This is a genomic window from Oceanobacillus sp. FSL W7-1281, from assembly GCF_037969835.1.
Classification (GTDB): Bacteria; Bacillota; Bacilli; order Bacillales; family Amphibacillaceae; genus Oceanobacillus; species Oceanobacillus oncorhynchi.
Genome location: NZ_CP150214.1, coordinates 2,473,800 through 2,489,207 on the forward strand (window position 1 = coordinate 2,473,800; position 15,408 = coordinate 2,489,207).

At 41.0% G+C, this 15,408-nt stretch carries 13 protein-coding genes; 3 read left to right on the forward strand and 10 right to left on the reverse strand.

Translation table 11 applies throughout. The features are described from left to right. Positions 1 to 2 precede the first annotated feature (2 nt). The 6 genes from MKX55_RS12355 to MKX55_RS12380 form a co-directional block, all read right to left on the reverse strand. Positions 3 to 986 carry an alpha-ketoacid dehydrogenase subunit beta gene (locus MKX55_RS12355; RefSeq protein WP_193062226.1) on the reverse strand — a complete coding sequence of 328 codons (984 nt, stop codon included), beginning with the start codon at positions 984 to 986 and terminating at the stop codon, positions 3 to 5. A gap of 2 nt (positions 987 to 988) precedes the next feature. Beyond that, a complete protein-coding gene (locus MKX55_RS12360; RefSeq protein ID WP_193062228.1) occupies positions 989 to 1,993 on the reverse strand; it encodes a thiamine pyrophosphate-dependent dehydrogenase E1 component subunit alpha in 1,005 nt (334 codons plus the stop codon). Between the two features lie 58 nt (positions 1,994 to 2,051). Then, positions 2,052 to 3,473: a dihydrolipoyl dehydrogenase gene (lpdA, locus tag MKX55_RS12365; protein ID WP_339233074.1), complete on the reverse strand. Its 1,422-nt coding sequence runs from the start codon at positions 3,471 to 3,473 to the stop codon at positions 2,052 to 2,054. Then, on the reverse strand, positions 3,474 to 4,568 hold the full coding sequence (buk, locus tag MKX55_RS12370) for a butyrate kinase (protein WP_339233076.1): 1,095 nt from the start codon (positions 4,566 to 4,568) through the stop codon (positions 3,474 to 3,476). A gap of 51 nt (positions 4,569 to 4,619) precedes the next feature. After that, entirely contained in the window at positions 4,620 to 5,717 is a 1,098-nt protein-coding gene (locus tag MKX55_RS12375; protein WP_339233077.1) for a Glu/Leu/Phe/Val dehydrogenase, read from the reverse strand. Between the two features lie 161 nt (positions 5,718 to 5,878). After that, positions 5,879 to 7,921, reverse strand: coding sequence for a sigma 54-interacting transcriptional regulator (locus tag MKX55_RS12380; RefSeq protein ID WP_339233078.1), 2,043 nt, complete (start codon positions 7,919 to 7,921; stop codon positions 5,879 to 5,881). A gap of 213 nt (positions 7,922 to 8,134) precedes the next feature. Between MKX55_RS12380 and MKX55_RS12385 the strand changes: the two genes are divergently transcribed. The 3 genes from MKX55_RS12385 to MKX55_RS12395 all read left to right on the forward strand — a co-directional run bounded on the left by MKX55_RS12385 (position 8,135) and on the right by MKX55_RS12395 (position 10,710). Next, positions 8,135 to 8,368 (forward strand): DUF2627 family protein, encoded by a 234-nt coding sequence (locus MKX55_RS12385; protein ID WP_339177385.1) that lies wholly within the window; start codon positions 8,135 to 8,137, stop codon positions 8,366 to 8,368. A gap of 329 nt (positions 8,369 to 8,697) precedes the next feature. Further along, positions 8,698 to 10,095 carry an aspartate kinase gene (locus MKX55_RS12390; protein WP_339233080.1) on the forward strand — a complete coding sequence of 466 codons (1,398 nt, stop codon included), beginning with the start codon at positions 8,698 to 8,700 and terminating at the stop codon, positions 10,093 to 10,095. A gap of 120 nt (positions 10,096 to 10,215) precedes the next feature. Beyond that, positions 10,216 to 10,710, forward strand: a complete 495-nt coding sequence (locus tag MKX55_RS12395) for a hypothetical protein (RefSeq protein ID WP_339233081.1) — start codon at positions 10,216 to 10,218, stop codon at positions 10,708 to 10,710. A 227-nt stretch (positions 10,711 to 10,937) separates the two neighbouring features. Here MKX55_RS12395 and glnA read toward each other — a convergent pair whose 3' ends face one another. From glnA to hflX, 4 genes are all read right to left on the reverse strand, one after another. Further along, positions 10,938 to 12,275, reverse strand: coding sequence for a type I glutamate--ammonia ligase (glnA, locus tag MKX55_RS12400; RefSeq protein WP_042534295.1), 1,338 nt, complete (start codon positions 12,273 to 12,275; stop codon positions 10,938 to 10,940). An 86-nt stretch (positions 12,276 to 12,361) separates the two neighbouring features. Next, complete coding sequence (locus MKX55_RS12405) at positions 12,362 to 12,769, reverse strand: MerR family transcriptional regulator (RefSeq protein WP_042534297.1); 408 nt, start codon at positions 12,767 to 12,769, stop codon at positions 12,362 to 12,364. Positions 12,770 to 12,885: 116 nt separating this feature from the next. Next, entirely contained in the window at positions 12,886 to 14,127 is a 1,242-nt protein-coding gene (locus MKX55_RS12410; RefSeq protein ID WP_339233082.1) for a methionine gamma-lyase family protein, read from the reverse strand. 3 nt (positions 14,128 to 14,130) lie between these two features. Beyond that, a complete protein-coding gene (gene hflX, locus MKX55_RS12415; protein WP_339233084.1) occupies positions 14,131 to 15,372 on the reverse strand; it encodes a GTPase HflX in 1,242 nt (413 codons plus the stop codon). Positions 15,373 to 15,408: the final 36 nt, after the last annotated feature.

Below are 15,408 nucleotides of genomic sequence, written 5' to 3' on the forward strand. Positions count from 1 at the left end.
AATTAATATTCTGCAAGGTCACGCATTGCTTTTTCCACTTTATCTGGATTTAACATAAAGTATTTTTCCATGGACGGCGCATAAGGCATTGCCGGAACATCCGGACCTGCAAGGCGCTCGATAGGCGAATCTAAATCAAATAAGCAGTTTTCCGAAATAATTGCAGCCACTTCACTCATTACACTTCCTTCTTTATTATCCTCTGTAACAAGTAAAACCTTTCCAGTCTTGCTGGCTGCTTCTATAATCGCTTCTTGATCTAATGGATATACCGTCCGTAAATCAAGGATATGTGCATCAATACCATCTGCGGCTAATCTTTCTGCGGCCTGCAATGCAAAGTGAACACAAAGACCATAAGTGATGACGGTAATATCGTCTCCTTCTCTTTTCACATCTGCTTTACCAATCGGCAGAACATAATCCTCTTCTGGAACTTCTTCCTTTAACAGACGATACGCGCGTTTATGTTCAAAAAATAGAACAGGGTCATTATCACGGATAGATGCCTTTAATAATCCTTTCGCATCATACGGATTTGACGGCATAACAATTTTCAATCCCGGCTGATTCGCAAACAATGCTTCTACTGATTGGGAATGATATAAAGCGCCATGTACCCCGCCGCCGTATGGAGCACGGATGGTTATCGGACAATCCCAATCATTATTGGAGCGATAGCGTATTTTGGCTGCTTCGGAAACAATCTGGTTGACCGCAGGCATAATGAAATCTGCAAACTGCATCTCAGCAATCGGACGCTTTCCATACATAGCTGCACCGATAGCAACTCCCGCAATTGCTGATTCCGCTAATGGCGTATCTAATACACGTTCTTCGCCAAACATAGCGTACAACCCGTCCGTTGCTTTAAATACACCGCCCTTTTTCCCTACATCTTCTCCAAGAATAAAGACATTTTCATCTCTTTGCATTTCTTCCTTTAAAGCTGTTGTAATTGCTTGTATATAAGACATCACAGGCATGATTATTCCCCTCCCTTATCCAATTCCTCATAAACATACTTCAACGTATCCTCTGGAGCTGCATATGGGGCTTCTTCAGCATATTCTGTTGCTTCGTTCACAAGTGTATTAACTTTGTCATGTATTTCTTTTTCTTTTGCCTCATCCATTATGTTCTTTTCTTTTAGCTTTTCAGCAAAGGTAAATATGGAATCTTTCTTTTTAGCTTCTTTCACTTCATCCATTTCACGGTAAGCACTGTCATCATCATCGCTGGAATGAGCAGTAAAACGATAGGTTACGGCTTCAATCAGTGTCGGCCCTTCGCCATTTACTGCTCTTTCTCTCGCTTCTTTTACGGTTTGATAAACAGCTATCGGATCATTTCCATCCACAGTAACTCCCGGCATGCCATAAGATGATGCTCTCTCTGAAACTGTTTTGCTGGCTACCTGCTTATCATACGGGACAGAAATTGCATACTTATTATTTTCCACCATAGTAATCACCGGAAGCTGATGAACACCGGCAAAGTTTAATCCTTCATGAAAATCGCCCTGGTTAGAGGAGCCCTCTCCTAATGTCACAAAGGTCGCAATCTCCTTTTTATCCATTTTCGCCGCCAATGCGACGCCAACGGCATGAGGGACCTGCGTTGTTACTGGAGAAGAACCAGTTAAAATACGATTTTTCTTCTGTCCGAAATGACCTGGCATTTGACGTCCGCCTGAATTTGGATCCTCTGCTTTGGCAAAGGCAGATAACATTAATTCTTTTGCTGTCATTCCAAAGCCTAATACGAGACCCAGATCCCGATAGTAAGGAGCGGTATAATCGACCGTACGATCCAGACCAAAAGCCGCTCCAACCTGTGCTGCTTCCTGCCCTTGACAGGAAACGACAAATGGTATTTTCCCCGAGCGGTTTAACAACCACATTCTTTCATCCATCTTTCTTGCTAACAACATCATTTCAAACATTTCTAAAGCCATCTCATTACTTACATTTTCCCAAGATGTTTCTGTCATTATTTTTCCCTCCTTCAGCCATTTCACATGATGACATCATGCGGATTGCTCAGCTAGTTTACCCATGAATTTGTATCCCGTCGACTGCCAGCGCGGCTTCCCCGATAACTTCTGATAAGGATGGATGCGGATGAATGGTCTGACTGATTTCCCATGCCGTTGCATCAAGCACTTTTGCTAATCCAGCCTCTGATATCATATCGGTCACATGCGGGCCAATCATATGAACCCCAATCAAATCCTGTGTTTTTTTATCTGTCATTATTTTGACAAAACCATCTGATTCTCCATAAACCAGTGCTTTTCCAACTGCTTTGAAGGGGAACTTCCCGATGACAAGCTCATATCCTTCTTCTTTAGCCTGCATTTCTGTCAAACCGACACTTGCAGCTTCCGGGCTTGCATATATACAGCTTGATACCGCCTGATAGTCTATCTTTTGAGGATGCTCTCCTGCCATATGTTCCACAGCAGTAATCCCCTCGTGAGAAGCCACATGAGCCAGCTGCATTCCTCCGATAACATCGCCAATAGCATAAATATGAGATTCCTTGGTTTGGTAAAACTCATTTGTATCAATCGTATGATTAGAAATTTGAATATCTGTATTCTCCAGGCCAATATTTTCGATATTTGCTTTTCTGCCGACAGATACAAGCAGTCTGTCCGCTTCAAAACGTTCTTTTTTCTCACCAATCATTGCTTCTATCATGACACCGTTATTTTTTTCCAATGAATCAGCTTGAACATTGGCCCCCGTTATTATATTTACGCCTCTTTTTTTCAACTGTTTTTCCATCTCTTTTGCAATATCTTTATCCTCCGTCGGTAAGATTTGCTTTTGAAATTCTAAGACGGTTACCTCTACTCCAAAATCGTTCAGCATGGATGCCCATTCGATACCAATAACACCGCCGCCTACAATAAGCATTGATTTCGGCAGTTCATCCATTTCTAACGCTTCATTTGAGCTGATGATATATTCTCCATCAAAGTCCAGACCAGGTAGTGTATTCGGCTGCGAACCGGTCGCGATTAAAACATTTTTTGGAAGCAGCATATCATTTTCATTTCCATTTTCATATTCAACAGAAATGGTTCCAGGCATGGGAGAAAAGATACTTGGTCCCAGAATACGGCCAAATCCTTGATAGACATCGATTTTCCCTTTTTTCATTAATCCTTGAACGCCTTTGTGCAGCTGTTCAATAACCGCATTTTTTCTCTGCTGTACTTTTGAAAAGTTTAAGGTTGGTTCATTCACCTCAACTCCAAATATATCTGCTTTTTTTGTCTGCTGAAAAACCTCTGCACTGCGAAGTAATGCTTTAGAAGGTATACAGCCTCTATGTAAGCAGGTCCCTCCCAGCTCGGATTTCTCTACTATCGCCACTGTCATGCCTAATTGGCTGGCACGGATACCAGCAACATAGCCTCCTGTTCCGCCGCCTAAAATGACTAAATCGTACTCTGTTGCCATCTAATTTGCCTCCTCTGCAACATATATCTTTTCTTTCTGGGTATTGTTCAAAACCTCTAACACACCTTCATTCATCGCTTCTAAATCATTCTTTCCAGGAAACACCAGCACATCTGCAATCCAATTGACTCTTGGAATAATCGCATCAATAACAAAATCATTTTCTTTGATTTTTCCAGTAAAAACGATTCCGTCTACTTCCCCGTGCAATACCGTGCTCATTGCCCCGATTTCTTTGGCGATTTGGTATGCCTGCGCCTCAATTACTTCCTTTGTATGATGATCTTCTTTCATCAGCCTGGAACGGATGATAGAAGGATCCTCTGTATGCAGGTATGCTTTGATCCCGCCATCCTGCTGGACATGATTCCATAGAAAACCTTCATCTGGAGTATATTGTTCAGATAGATAGGTCAGGAAGCCCTTTAACGGTACACTCCCAGACCGGTCAATGGTAAATGGGCCTTCCCCGTCCACCCCATTGGTGACATCAATAATTTTGCCGGTATGGTGGGAGGCGATAGTAATCCCTCTTGCAATATGAATCGAAATAAGCTTTAGCGAATGGTAGGCTGCACCAATTTGCTTCGCCGCAATTCTGCCAGCATGACGGTGATTCAGCGAATGGAAGATGCTGGCTCGCTCAATTTCCGGAATACCTGTATATTTTGCAATGGCTTGCAGTTCATCTACTACCGGCGGGTCAACAATATATGCTTGTATATTTAAATTCTCCGCAATTTCATACGCCAAAACAGCACCCAAATTCGATACATGCTCCCCGTAAGCATTTGTCTTTAAATCATATAGCATCGCATGATTCACTTTATACGTTCCACCACTGATTGGACGCAATAGCCCGCCCCGGCCGCACACACTTATAAAACGCGATGTATTCATTCCATCCAAATCCAGCTGTTCAAATATAGCCTGCTTCCTGTACGAAACTTGCTCCATCAGCTGTTCAAAACGATGCAGTTCCTCTTCGTTATGCGAAATTTTTTGCTGATATAAAAGATGATTTCCTTCAAATACACCGATCGTGGTGAAATACAAGTCGGGGTAGATCACTAAAATACGACCACGTTGATTCACAAAATACCCTCCAATATGCCGCTTTTCCAAATCTGCAGCATGTATTAACATCTACCGCCTGCGATCTAAAATATTTCGTTCATTTGTAAGAAACTGGCTGCGTGATTGTTGTTTTGCTTGAATTCTTTCTTCGGCCAGACGGTCAGCCGCAATATAGGTTGGGACTTGATCACGATTGGAAATGGCAAAGACCTGCTCCAGATTTTTATAGATGCGCTGCACATTTTGCAGTGCGCGATCACGGTTGTAACCAACTAATTCATCGGCAACGTTAATTACTCCGCCGGCGTTAATCACATAATCAGGAGCATATAAAATTCCTTTTTGATGAAGGATATCCCCATGTTCATGGCTCTGCAGCTGATTATTAGCAGAACCTGCTATTACTTTGGCTTTCAGTCTTGGGATCGTATGATCATTAATAGTTGCACCCAGCGCACAAGGAGCATAAATATCGCATTCCACATCATAAATATCATCTGGGTCAACAGCTTTGGCATTAAAATCATTTTGCGCCCGCTTTACTGCTTCCTTATTAATGTCTGTAATAACTAACTCTGCGCCCTCTTCATGCAGTAATGCACATAAACTGTAAGCAACATTTCCGACGCCTTGAAGTGCAACCACTTTGCCCTCTAATGATTCTGATCCGAAAGCTTCTTTTGCAGTTGCTTTCATCCCTTGATAAATTCCCCACGCTGTAACAGGAGAAGGGTTGCCGGCAGTTCCGCTGTAGGAGGATAAACCGGTCACATACTCTGTTTCAAGCGCAATTTGATCCATATCTGATTCATTCGTGCCCACGTCCTCGGCAGTGATGTATCTGCCGTTCAAGCTTTGGATATAACGGCCGAACGCACGGAACATTTCCGGATTCTTATCCTTTTTGGGATCTCCGATAATTACTGTTTTTCCGCCGCCGAGATCTAAGCCTGCTGCTGCATTTTTATATGTCATTCCGCGAGCTAACCGCAATGCGTCTTCGATTGCTTCTGCTTCTGACTGGTACGTCCACATTCTGGTTCCGCCCAATGCAGGTCCTAATGTCGTATCATGAATGGCAATAATAGCCTTTAGCCCCGATTGTTTGTCCTGACAGAAAAGTAGCTGTTCATAATCATATTTTTCTAAGTAACTGAAGATTTCCATCTTAACCCCTCCTGTAATACATCCTGTTTCACTATTCTTAAGTGCTTATTTTAGCTGACAAACAGATCATTAATCCTTTTAGGCAGGTTGTTGTGATACATTTGTCAGTATTCCCAATTTACGTTTCCCCTTCCCTGCAAAATATTGCAAAGCAGGGCATTTTATTCAAGCTGATATTTTTCAAGCTTATAATACAGATTGCGGACAGATATTTGTAACGCTTTTGCTGTCTTTGTCTTGTTTTTATTACATTGCAGATACACTTCCTGCAAGTATTTTTTTTCAAAACGATCTAACGCTTCCTGTAATTTTAACGGTTTATCTGTCTGTACCATATCCGGCCCTGCTGTCATTTCCTTCGTTTGCAATTTAGGCAAATCAGATACTTCAATCTGCTCCTCTATGTTGCCGATAAATATCATGGAATGACTGATGACATTAGCCATTTCCCTGACATTCCCCGGCCAATGATATGTCATTAGTTTTTTTAACGCTTCATCCGATATCCTTTGCACATTTTTTCCATATTCTTCGTTCAGCTGATGGATGATATGCTCCACCAACTCAGGGATATCCTCTTCTCTCTCCTTCAGCGATGGAATGGATATCGGAAGTTTATTAATGAGATAATAAAGATCTTCACGAAATTTCTCATTCATCACAGCCTTCTCCAGATTCGTATTCGTTCCGGCAATCACACGGACATCAACAGGCACCGAATTGGATGCGCCGACTGGAGTGACTCTGTTCTCCTTGAGCACATAGATTAATTTTTCCTGGATTGATAAAGATAATTCACCAATTTCATCAAGAAAAATGCTTCCATTGTTCGCCTGTTCAAACAGACCTTCCTTTTTTATCAGCTGTTCTGCCTGCTCCTCTGCCGAACCAAACAGTTCTTTTTCCAGCATTGGTTCTGACAATGCAGCACAGTTCACACGAATAAATTTATTAAATTTCCGATCACTTTCATGGTGTATTGCATGGGCGAATAATTCTTTGCCGGTGCCGGTTTCCCCTCTCAAAAGAACAATAGCCGGTGCTTTGGCAGCTACTTTTGCCTGTTCTAAAGCAAGCTTCATTTCGGATGAGTTACCAATAATATCATCGAATGTATACCTTGCTTCCAAATTACGGATGATTTGTCTGGCACGCTTTAACTCCCTTGTCACAGATTGTAATTCACTGACGTCATGGAGCACGCCGACACTGCCTTTTATCTTTCCTTGTACAATCACCGGCGCCCCGTTAACGATAACATCTTTTTTTGACGGTCCGACCTTCATATGTACACCGCGAACAGCACGCCGGTTTTTTAAAACCTTCATGTGCACACTGTCCCCTTCAGATATATCTACTGTTGCCGGCTTCCCTATTACTTCCTCTTCGGTCAGACCAGTGATTCTCGTATAGGCGGGATTAATAATTAAGCCTTTTCCATGCTCATCCACCACACTGATTGCCTCATCCGAAGATTTAATAATGGCTTCCAGCATGGTTTTGATTTCATTTAAATCGGTATTTTCTTCTGCTAATTGCACTACTTCCGTAATGTCTTTGAAAACAGCAAAGGCTCCCACTAAATCTCCTGTTTTATTAATAATGGGGATTCGTGAAGCAATCACTTTCTTGCCATTATCTAAAATTGTCTTTTGGTTTAACTCTTTTCTTTGACTCCTTAACACGTGAGATAAACGGCTTGTTTTGAGTAAATCTTTGATATGCTTCCCTTTGTAGTCTTTTTCTTTTTTGCCGAGAATTTGTTCCGCCCGACGATTCAACAGCTGAACCTGTTCCATTTTATTGACAACAATCATGCCGTCATTCATATGGTTTAAAATTAATTCCAAACGGCTCGCCTGTACTTTTACTTCATCTGTTAAAACAGTTTTTTCATGAATTAATTCATAAATAATATTGGCTACAGAACCAGGGATGATAATTGTCTTTCTTGGAAACAGCTCAATCATCCTTTCAAATAATTCCTCTTCGCCTGTTACGTTAATTACAATATCAATGTCATGGTGAATCCAATCTTTCCACTCTGTACTTGTATGAACATCCATTTCTTCCGCAAGCTTCATAGCAGGAGCGTCTGCGTCCTTGTCAACGATTGCACAAATCTGCATGCTTTTTGTTTCTTTAAACAGGCGGAATAATGCTGTACCACCTTTACCAGCGCCGACTATCAGAATTTGCTTCATACTTTTCATCCACCTTGAATTTATTTGCACAGTTTCATCATACGATACCATGCATAATTTAGCAAATGAATTCTATTTCTATTTTTCGACGTATTTTGATATACTTATAATGAAGTTTTAAGGAATTATTTGATTAAAAATTAAAGAGGCATCTGAACGGGCAGAAGATTGATGAATGATTGCAAGTATATCTATAAAGGAGCAGGAATTTTTATGCAAAGAAACCTCGCTTTAATCATCCTATTTATTCCAGGGGTGATTGCAGCTTTTGGTATTAAATTGATGCGGGATACGCTTTTTGATACATTTTACCCGATTTTTATTTTTGGAAGCATTCAATTTATTGTTGGTTTGATTCTTTTTCTCGGCGGTCTGTTATTTCTTGGCGGCTTTATTGTCTACAGAGACAGGAAGAAGCGCAGTCAAGAAAAGGAATCAGCGAGCTGATTTATCCTGTTTCATTGAAACGGGATTTTTTCATTTAAACTACATTTCCGCTACACTGTTCATGCTTGCAGTAATACTAAAAATGAATTTTGATTCATCCTTACTAAACACTTGCTTTTCCTTCCAAATGGCCTAAAATGGTAAACATTTGTCCAGCAAAGAGAATAAAAACGGTATTTTCGATATTTTTCTTTCTTTTTTTCATTTTCCTCTTTAATTTAACAGAAAATATGTTATATTAGTAAAAATAAAAAATACCACGCACTAAAAATCTTCGTAACTAAAATAGCTAGTTTATAGTGGGAATTTTGAAATGGGGTATCATGTAAATGAAAGTAGCAAAATTTGGAGGAAGTTCTGTAGCAAATGCAAAACAGATTAAAAAGGTAGCGAATATCATTAAGTCTGATTCCTCCCGAAAAGTAATTGTTGTATCTGCACCAGGGAAACGCTTCTCAGATGACGTAAAAATGACAGACTTATTAATCGAGCTTTGTTATGCAAAACAGCAAAATCAAGATTATGATTTGCAGTTACAAAACATCATGGCCAGATTTCAAGAAATAATAGAGGATTTAGGCCTTGGCCAGTCTATTTTAGAAGATATTCAGCAAACCATTGAAAAGTATCTTCAATTTGATATATCACCTATGGCACAGCTTGATGCTTTAAAATCCATCGGTGAAGACAGTTCTGCAAAAATCGTAAGTGCTTATTTAAAGCATTTAGGCCTAAACGCAAGCTATGTCAATCCAAAAGAGGCAGGAATTTTTGTCAGTAATGAACCTGGAAATGCTCAATTACTTCCTGAAAGCTTTTCCAGAATTTATAAACTAAGAGAACGTGACGGTGTATCTGTTGTTCCCGGATTCTTTGGTTATTCCGAAAATAATGATTTAGTCACCTTTTCACGGGGCGGTTCGGATATTACCGGAGCTATCTTAGCTGCCGGAACCAAAGCAAGCTTGTACGAAAATTTCACAGACGTTGATTCTGTTTTTGCAGTAAATCCAAACTTCGTGGAAAATCCTAAAGATATTACTGTTTTAACATATAAGGAAATGCGGGAATTATCGTATGCCGGCTTTTCTGTATTTCACGACGAAGCGCTTATCCCGGCTTTTAAAGAAGAAATCCCGGTCTGTATCAAAAATACCAATAACCCGGAAGCGCCCGGCACAATGGTTGTGGCAGAAAGAGATTCCACTGACCAATGTGTAGTAGGCATAGCAAGCGACGTCGGCTTCTGCAGCTTGTACGTCAGTAAATTCCTGATGAACCGTGAAGTCGGGTTCGGCCGAAAGCTGTTAAATATTTTTGAGGATGAAGGAATCTCCTTCGAGCATGCACCTTCTGGAATTGATGATATGTCTGTTATTTTCAGAGATCATCTTTTCACACCTGAAAAGGAACAGATTGTTATCGACCGTATCCGCAATGAATTGCATGTGGATACCGTAAGTATTCATCGTGATCTGGCTGTTGTTATGGTGGTCGGAGAAGGACTGGTAAACACAATTGGCGTAGCCGCTAAAGCTACCGCATCGTTTGCTAAAGCGGGTATCAATATTGATATGATTAACCAAGGCTCTTCAGAAGTATCCATGATGTTCGGTGTTCATGCAGTTGATTTGGAAAAAGCGATTCAGTCGCTGTACAAAGAGTTTTTCACAGAAGATGAATCCAATTTAACTTTCCCTTCTGCAGCCGCAAGAGGCCATCAATAATACAAAAGCATAAAGCATCGCATAGGAGCGAAATTCCGCTCTCATGCGATGTTTTTTTTGAAACAAATCCCGTTATGCAAACGTATAACAGCTATCTACTGACAGAAAGGTGTTTTAGTTATGAAAAATGCCAAAAAAGTCACCTCCTTACTTGCAATATCTTGCATGCTTTGTATTATAGTCGGTCCGTTAGGTATTTGGATGGTATATCAAAAAGCAGCTTTCCCAGGAGATTTAACAGTAAGTGAACTAGAAATAAATGAATCCTTCTCACCGGCAGATAACCGGAAAGCCACAGAAATTTGGGCCTACCCGGCAACAACTAACGCAAATGAAGTGCGGTGCATTACAGAAAAGGGTAGGGAAAAAGTTTCTTTGGATTCTAAAAATACGGAAGTCACCTTTTCAGATACAGAGGTAACCCATCTTTTTACTAACGATGGCGAGTACTCTCATTTTGACCGAATACAATGTCAGGACGGAGGTATAGAATCCATTTACATTTCCTCTCACTTCTCTGATCAGACGGCGCATCGTTTTATTCTTGCTCTCTCTATAGCTACACCTGTTTTAGCCGGAACTGGATTTATCTTATATCGCAGGAATCAAAAGTGAAAAAATAAAGACACACAAGCAGTTCATGCTTCAACCTGCTTGTGTGTCTTTATTTACCAAGAGTAATAAAACGCTGTTCTATCATATTTTTTCGAATTATTCCATGCATCCAAAATCTTTCCCTTTCACAAAAAAAGACACTGTGCTAGAACAAAAAGTCTATGCACAGTATCTAAATAGCTGTTATTTATTAAAAGTTTAAGAGATAATACTTCTTTACGTCTGACTTAATAGTTCGTCAGATACTGCTCGCGCTCCCATGGGTGAACAGTTGTGCGGAACATATCCCACTCAATATCTTTTGCTTCAATAAAGTGTTCGAATAAATGCTCGCCTAAAGATTCAACAAGCACTTCATCCTGCTCAAGCAAATCCATTGCTTCTTTTAAAGTAGACGGTAAATCTTTCACACCATTCTCTTCGCGCTCTGCTTTATTCATAACATAAATGTTGCGGTCAACAGATTCTGGCACGTCTAATTTTCTCTTAATGCCGTCTAAGCCAGAAGCTAACAGTACGGATAATGCCATATACGGGTTAGCAGCCGGGTCAACACTTCGTACTTCTACACGAGTACTTAAACCGCGTGAGCTCGGAATACGGACAAGCGGGCTGCGGTTAGATGCAGACCACGCCACGTAACAAGGCGCTTCGTATCCAGGTACAAGACGCTTATAAGAGTTGACCGTAGGGTTTGTTATTGCTGTAAAGTTTGTCGCATGATCAATAATGCCGGCGATAAACTGATAAGCTGTCTGACTTAGTTCTAACTCACCTTTTGTATCGTAAAATTTATTTTCTTTTCCTGAGAAAAGAGACATATTTACATGCATTCCTGAGCCATTCACTCCGAATAATGGTTTCGGCATAAATGTAGCGTGTAAATTATGCTTTCTGGCAATGGTTTTTACTACCAGCTTGAAGGTTTGAATATCGTCTGCATGCTTCACTGCATCCGAATATTTAAAATCAATTTCATGCTGTCCAGGGGCAACCTCATGGTGGGATGCTTCAATTTCAAAGCCCATTTCTTCCAGCTCTAATACAATATCACGTCGGCAGTTTTCACCAAGGTCTGTCGGCGCTAAGTCAAAATAACCGCCGTGGTCATTCAATTCCAGTGTAGGTTCTCTGTTTTCATCCAATTTGAATAAGAAGAACTCCGGCTCCGCACCAATATTAAATGCATCAAATCCTAGTTCCTCCATTTTTTTCAGGTTGCGTTTCAGGTTATAACGCGGGCAGCCTGCAAAAGGAGTACCATCCGGATTATAGATATCACAGATAAAACGCGCCACTTTTCCTTTTTCAGAAGTCCAAGGGAATACAATGAATGTATCCAAATCAGGATGTAAGAGCATATCTGATTCTTCAATACGGACAAACCCTTCGATGCTGGACCCGTCAAAAGCCATTTTATTATCTAATGCTTTGTCAAGCTGGCTTAAAGGAATTTCAACGTTTTTAATGGTTCCGAGCATATCTGTAAACTGCAGGCGGATAAAACGTACATTCTCCTCTTTAATCTGTGTAATAATTTCTTCTCTGGTTAATTTCTTAGCCATTTGTTCTCCTCCTAAAAATTCATTTAAGTATGAAAAGAAAACCTCCACTACACTGTCTTTGCAGCGAAAACTCTTTTAACCTGATGTTAATGCTTTATAAAAAAGCGTGCCAGTTCTCCTTGCCTCATACTGGCTTTTCCATACCTTCCCGCTTCGTTTAATTCATTTTTCAAGATTCCTCTAAGCTCTTTATCCGTTAAATTAGCCGGCGTTTTTTTCTCTTTCTTCGGTGCTTCTTCCGGGGTTTCTTTGTTTTCTTCATCTAGCAGAAGCTTGATGCCAGCCATATTTAATCCTTTGTCTAAGAGATCCTTGATTTGAAGCAGCCTGTCTACATCATTAAATGAAAATAGACGCTGATTTCCTTTTGTCCGCTCGGGAGCAATTAAATCATTTGCTTCATAATAACGAATTTGTCTCGCAGTCAGTTCGGTTAATTTCATAACTATTCCTATTGAGAATAAGGGCATTGAACGACGGTCTTGATCATTCAAAAGATGACCCCCTTCTTTATATGATACATTCAGTATAATGGATGTCAGCTTTAATGTCAATTAAATGTTAGGTTATTTAACATATAAATTATTCCATACTTGTTTTTACCCTCTCACTAAGAAATAAAACCTTGATTTTTCAATGTTTTTACTGCTTCGATAATGGCAATTTTCACATGCGTATAGGTTAAACCGCCCTGAACATAAGCTGTATATGGAGCACGGATAGGCCCGTCCGCAGACAGCTCGATGCTCGCCCCTTGTATAAACGTTCCTGCTGCCATAATCACTTCATCTTCATATCCCGGCATTTCACTCGGATAAGGTGTAACATAAGAATTAATAGGAGAGTTCTCTTGAATCGCCTGACAAAAAGCAATCATTTCCTCCGCTGTATGAAAAGTAACTGTTTGTATCAGGTCTGTTCTTTTTTCGTGATAGGACGGGGCTGTCCGGAACCCGGCCAGCTCCAGAAAACGCGCTGTGAACAAGGCGCCCTTTAAGGCTTCCCCTACAGTATGCGGCGCCATGAAGAAACCCTGATACATTTCCTGAAGCATACCGAGAGAAGCTCCTGTTTCCTTGCCCAGACCAGGAGCTGTCAGACGGTTTGCACATAAATGGATCAGGTCTTGACGGCCTGCAATATATCCTCCTGCCCGGACTAATCCGCCGCCTGGGTTTTTAATGAGTGAACCGGCAATCAAGTCGGCACCGACATGCAGCGGTTCTTTTGTTTCTGTAAACTCCCCATAGCAATTATCAACAAATACGATAACGGATGGATCAATGGCTTTCACAAAATCCACCATTTCTTTTATTTCACTAATCGTGAAGGAAGGTCTGGCATCATAACCTTTTGAACGCTGGATAGCAATAACTTTCGTCTGCTTTGTCCAGCTGCTTTTTATCGCTTCAAAGTCAATTTCCCCTGTTTCTTTTAAGGCAACCTCACGATACCCAATTTGAAAATCAGCAAGCGATCCTTCTTCTTTGCCGGGCTTCCCGATTACTTCCTCCAAGGTATCATATGGATGCCCCGTAATATAAACAAGCTCATCCTGCGGGCGGAGGATACCGAATAAAGCTGTTGTAATAGCATGTGTGCCCGAAACAATCTGCGGACGCACAACGGCATCCTCTCCGCCGAAAACCTGCGCATATACAGCTTCTAAGCCTTCCCGGCCTAAATCATCGTATCCATAGCCTGTCGTCCCTTGCAGGTGTGCGTCACTAATCCGATGATTTCGGAAGGCCTCCAAAACACGCTGCTGATTTTTCTCTACAATCTTTTGAATATACTGGTGACCTTCTAAACAATCTTTTTCTGCTTCTATTATAAGTGATTCTGCTTGCATCGTTTACTTCTCCTCTACAAATCGGTGAAATGGATGATTTTTTCTGACATAGCCCTGCACATGAAATTGGTTCGTTTCCTCCAGCAGTTCTTTTTTGACAACTAACGCTGCTGACTGAAGCTGGTACAACAAATCTCCTTCACTTGAATCTAACACAATGTCAAATAAATCCCATTCTTCTTTTAATACTTCTTCCATTTTGATTAATAATGCATGTAAGTCTTCTTCCTCTAACGCACTGATTTGAATATTAGGGAATTGGTTTGCCAAAAAGAAATCGGCTTCCAGCTGATCCTTTTTATTATACACGGTCAATACCGGAATGTGGCCGGCATCTAATTCCTGCAATAATTTGCGGACAGTCTCCTGCTGCTGTAATAAATCCGGGTCTGAAATATCAACCACATGAAGAAGAAAATCTGCTTCTGTCACTTCCTCCAGTGTTGATTTAAACGCAGCAATCAGGGCCGTCGGGAGATCCTGGATAAACCCGACTGTATCTGTTATCAAGCTCTTCAGGCCGCCGGGAAATTGAATACGGCGCGTGAGCGGGTCCAATGTCGCAAATAATTGATCCTCTTCTAATGAGCGGCTGTTTGTCAACCGGTTAAATATCGTTGATTTCCCCGCATTCGTATATCCGACAATCGCTATTTGAAAAACATCGTTTGATCGTCTGCGCTTCCGATATTGATCCCGCTGCTTTACAACCAGCTGTAATCGGCGCTTGATATCATAGATTCTTCTTTCGATATGCCGGCGGTCTGTTTCCAATTTTGTCTCCCCAGGGCCTCTTGTCCCGATTCCGCCGCCAAGTCTGGATAGATTAGTCCCTTGTCCATGCAAACGGGGAAGCAAATACTCCAACTGAGCCAGCTCGACCTGGAGCTTCCCTTCCTTCGTTTGTGCACGCATTGCAAAAATATCCAATATCAATTGACTTCGGTCCAGGACACGAACATCCAGCGTATCTGCTAAATTGCGAACCTGACCAGCCGACAGCTCATTATTAGCTACCACTAAATTAATTTCTTCTGCACGAACGATCTGAGCAACTTCCTGAAGCTTTCCTTCACCGATATAGGTTGCTGGATGGATACGTTCCCTGTTTTGTGTGATAACGCCTTGAACCTGCCCTCCTGCAGTTTTACATAAAGAAACAAGCTCATCTAAAGAAGACTGGAATTGACGTTCAGATCTTTCGGATTGGTTAACCGCAATTACTAATACATTTTCTACTGTCATAGCCTACCTCTTTCTTAAAATAGTTTTTACTATTAT

Coding starts and splice junctions, on each gene's coding strand:
- MKX55_RS12355 (WP_193062226.1), bottom strand. CDS start 986: ATGCCTGTGATGTCTTATATACAAGCAATTACAACAGCTTTAAAGGAA.
- MKX55_RS12410 (WP_339233082.1), bottom strand. CDS start 14,127: ATGCAAGCAGAATCACTTATAATAGAAGCAGAAAAAGATTGTTTAGAA.
- lpdA (WP_339233074.1), bottom strand. CDS start 3,473: ATGGCAACAGAGTACGATTTAGTCATTTTAGGCGGCGGAACAGGAGGC.
- glnA (WP_042534295.1), bottom strand. CDS start 12,275: ATGGCTAAGAAATTAACCAGAGAAGAAATTATTACACAGATTAAAGAG.
- MKX55_RS12360 (WP_193062228.1), bottom strand. CDS start 1,993: ATGACAGAAACATCTTGGGAAAATGTAAGTAATGAGATGGCTTTAGAA.
- MKX55_RS12375 (WP_339233077.1), bottom strand. CDS start 5,717: ATGGAAATCTTCAGTTACTTAGAAAAATATGATTATGAACAGCTACTT.
- MKX55_RS12380 (WP_339233078.1), bottom strand. CDS start 7,921: ATGAAGCAAATTCTGATAGTCGGCGCTGGTAAAGGTGGTACAGCATTA.
- MKX55_RS12390 (WP_339233080.1), top strand. CDS start 8,698: ATGAAAGTAGCAAAATTTGGAGGAAGTTCTGTAGCAAATGCAAAACAG.
- MKX55_RS12395 (WP_339233081.1), top strand. CDS start 10,216: ATGAAAAATGCCAAAAAAGTCACCTCCTTACTTGCAATATCTTGCATG.
- MKX55_RS12385 (WP_339177385.1), top strand. CDS start 8,135: ATGCAAAGAAACCTCGCTTTAATCATCCTATTTATTCCAGGGGTGATT.
- hflX (WP_339233084.1), bottom strand. CDS start 15,372: ATGACAGTAGAAAATGTATTAGTAATTGCGGTTAACCAATCCGAAAGA.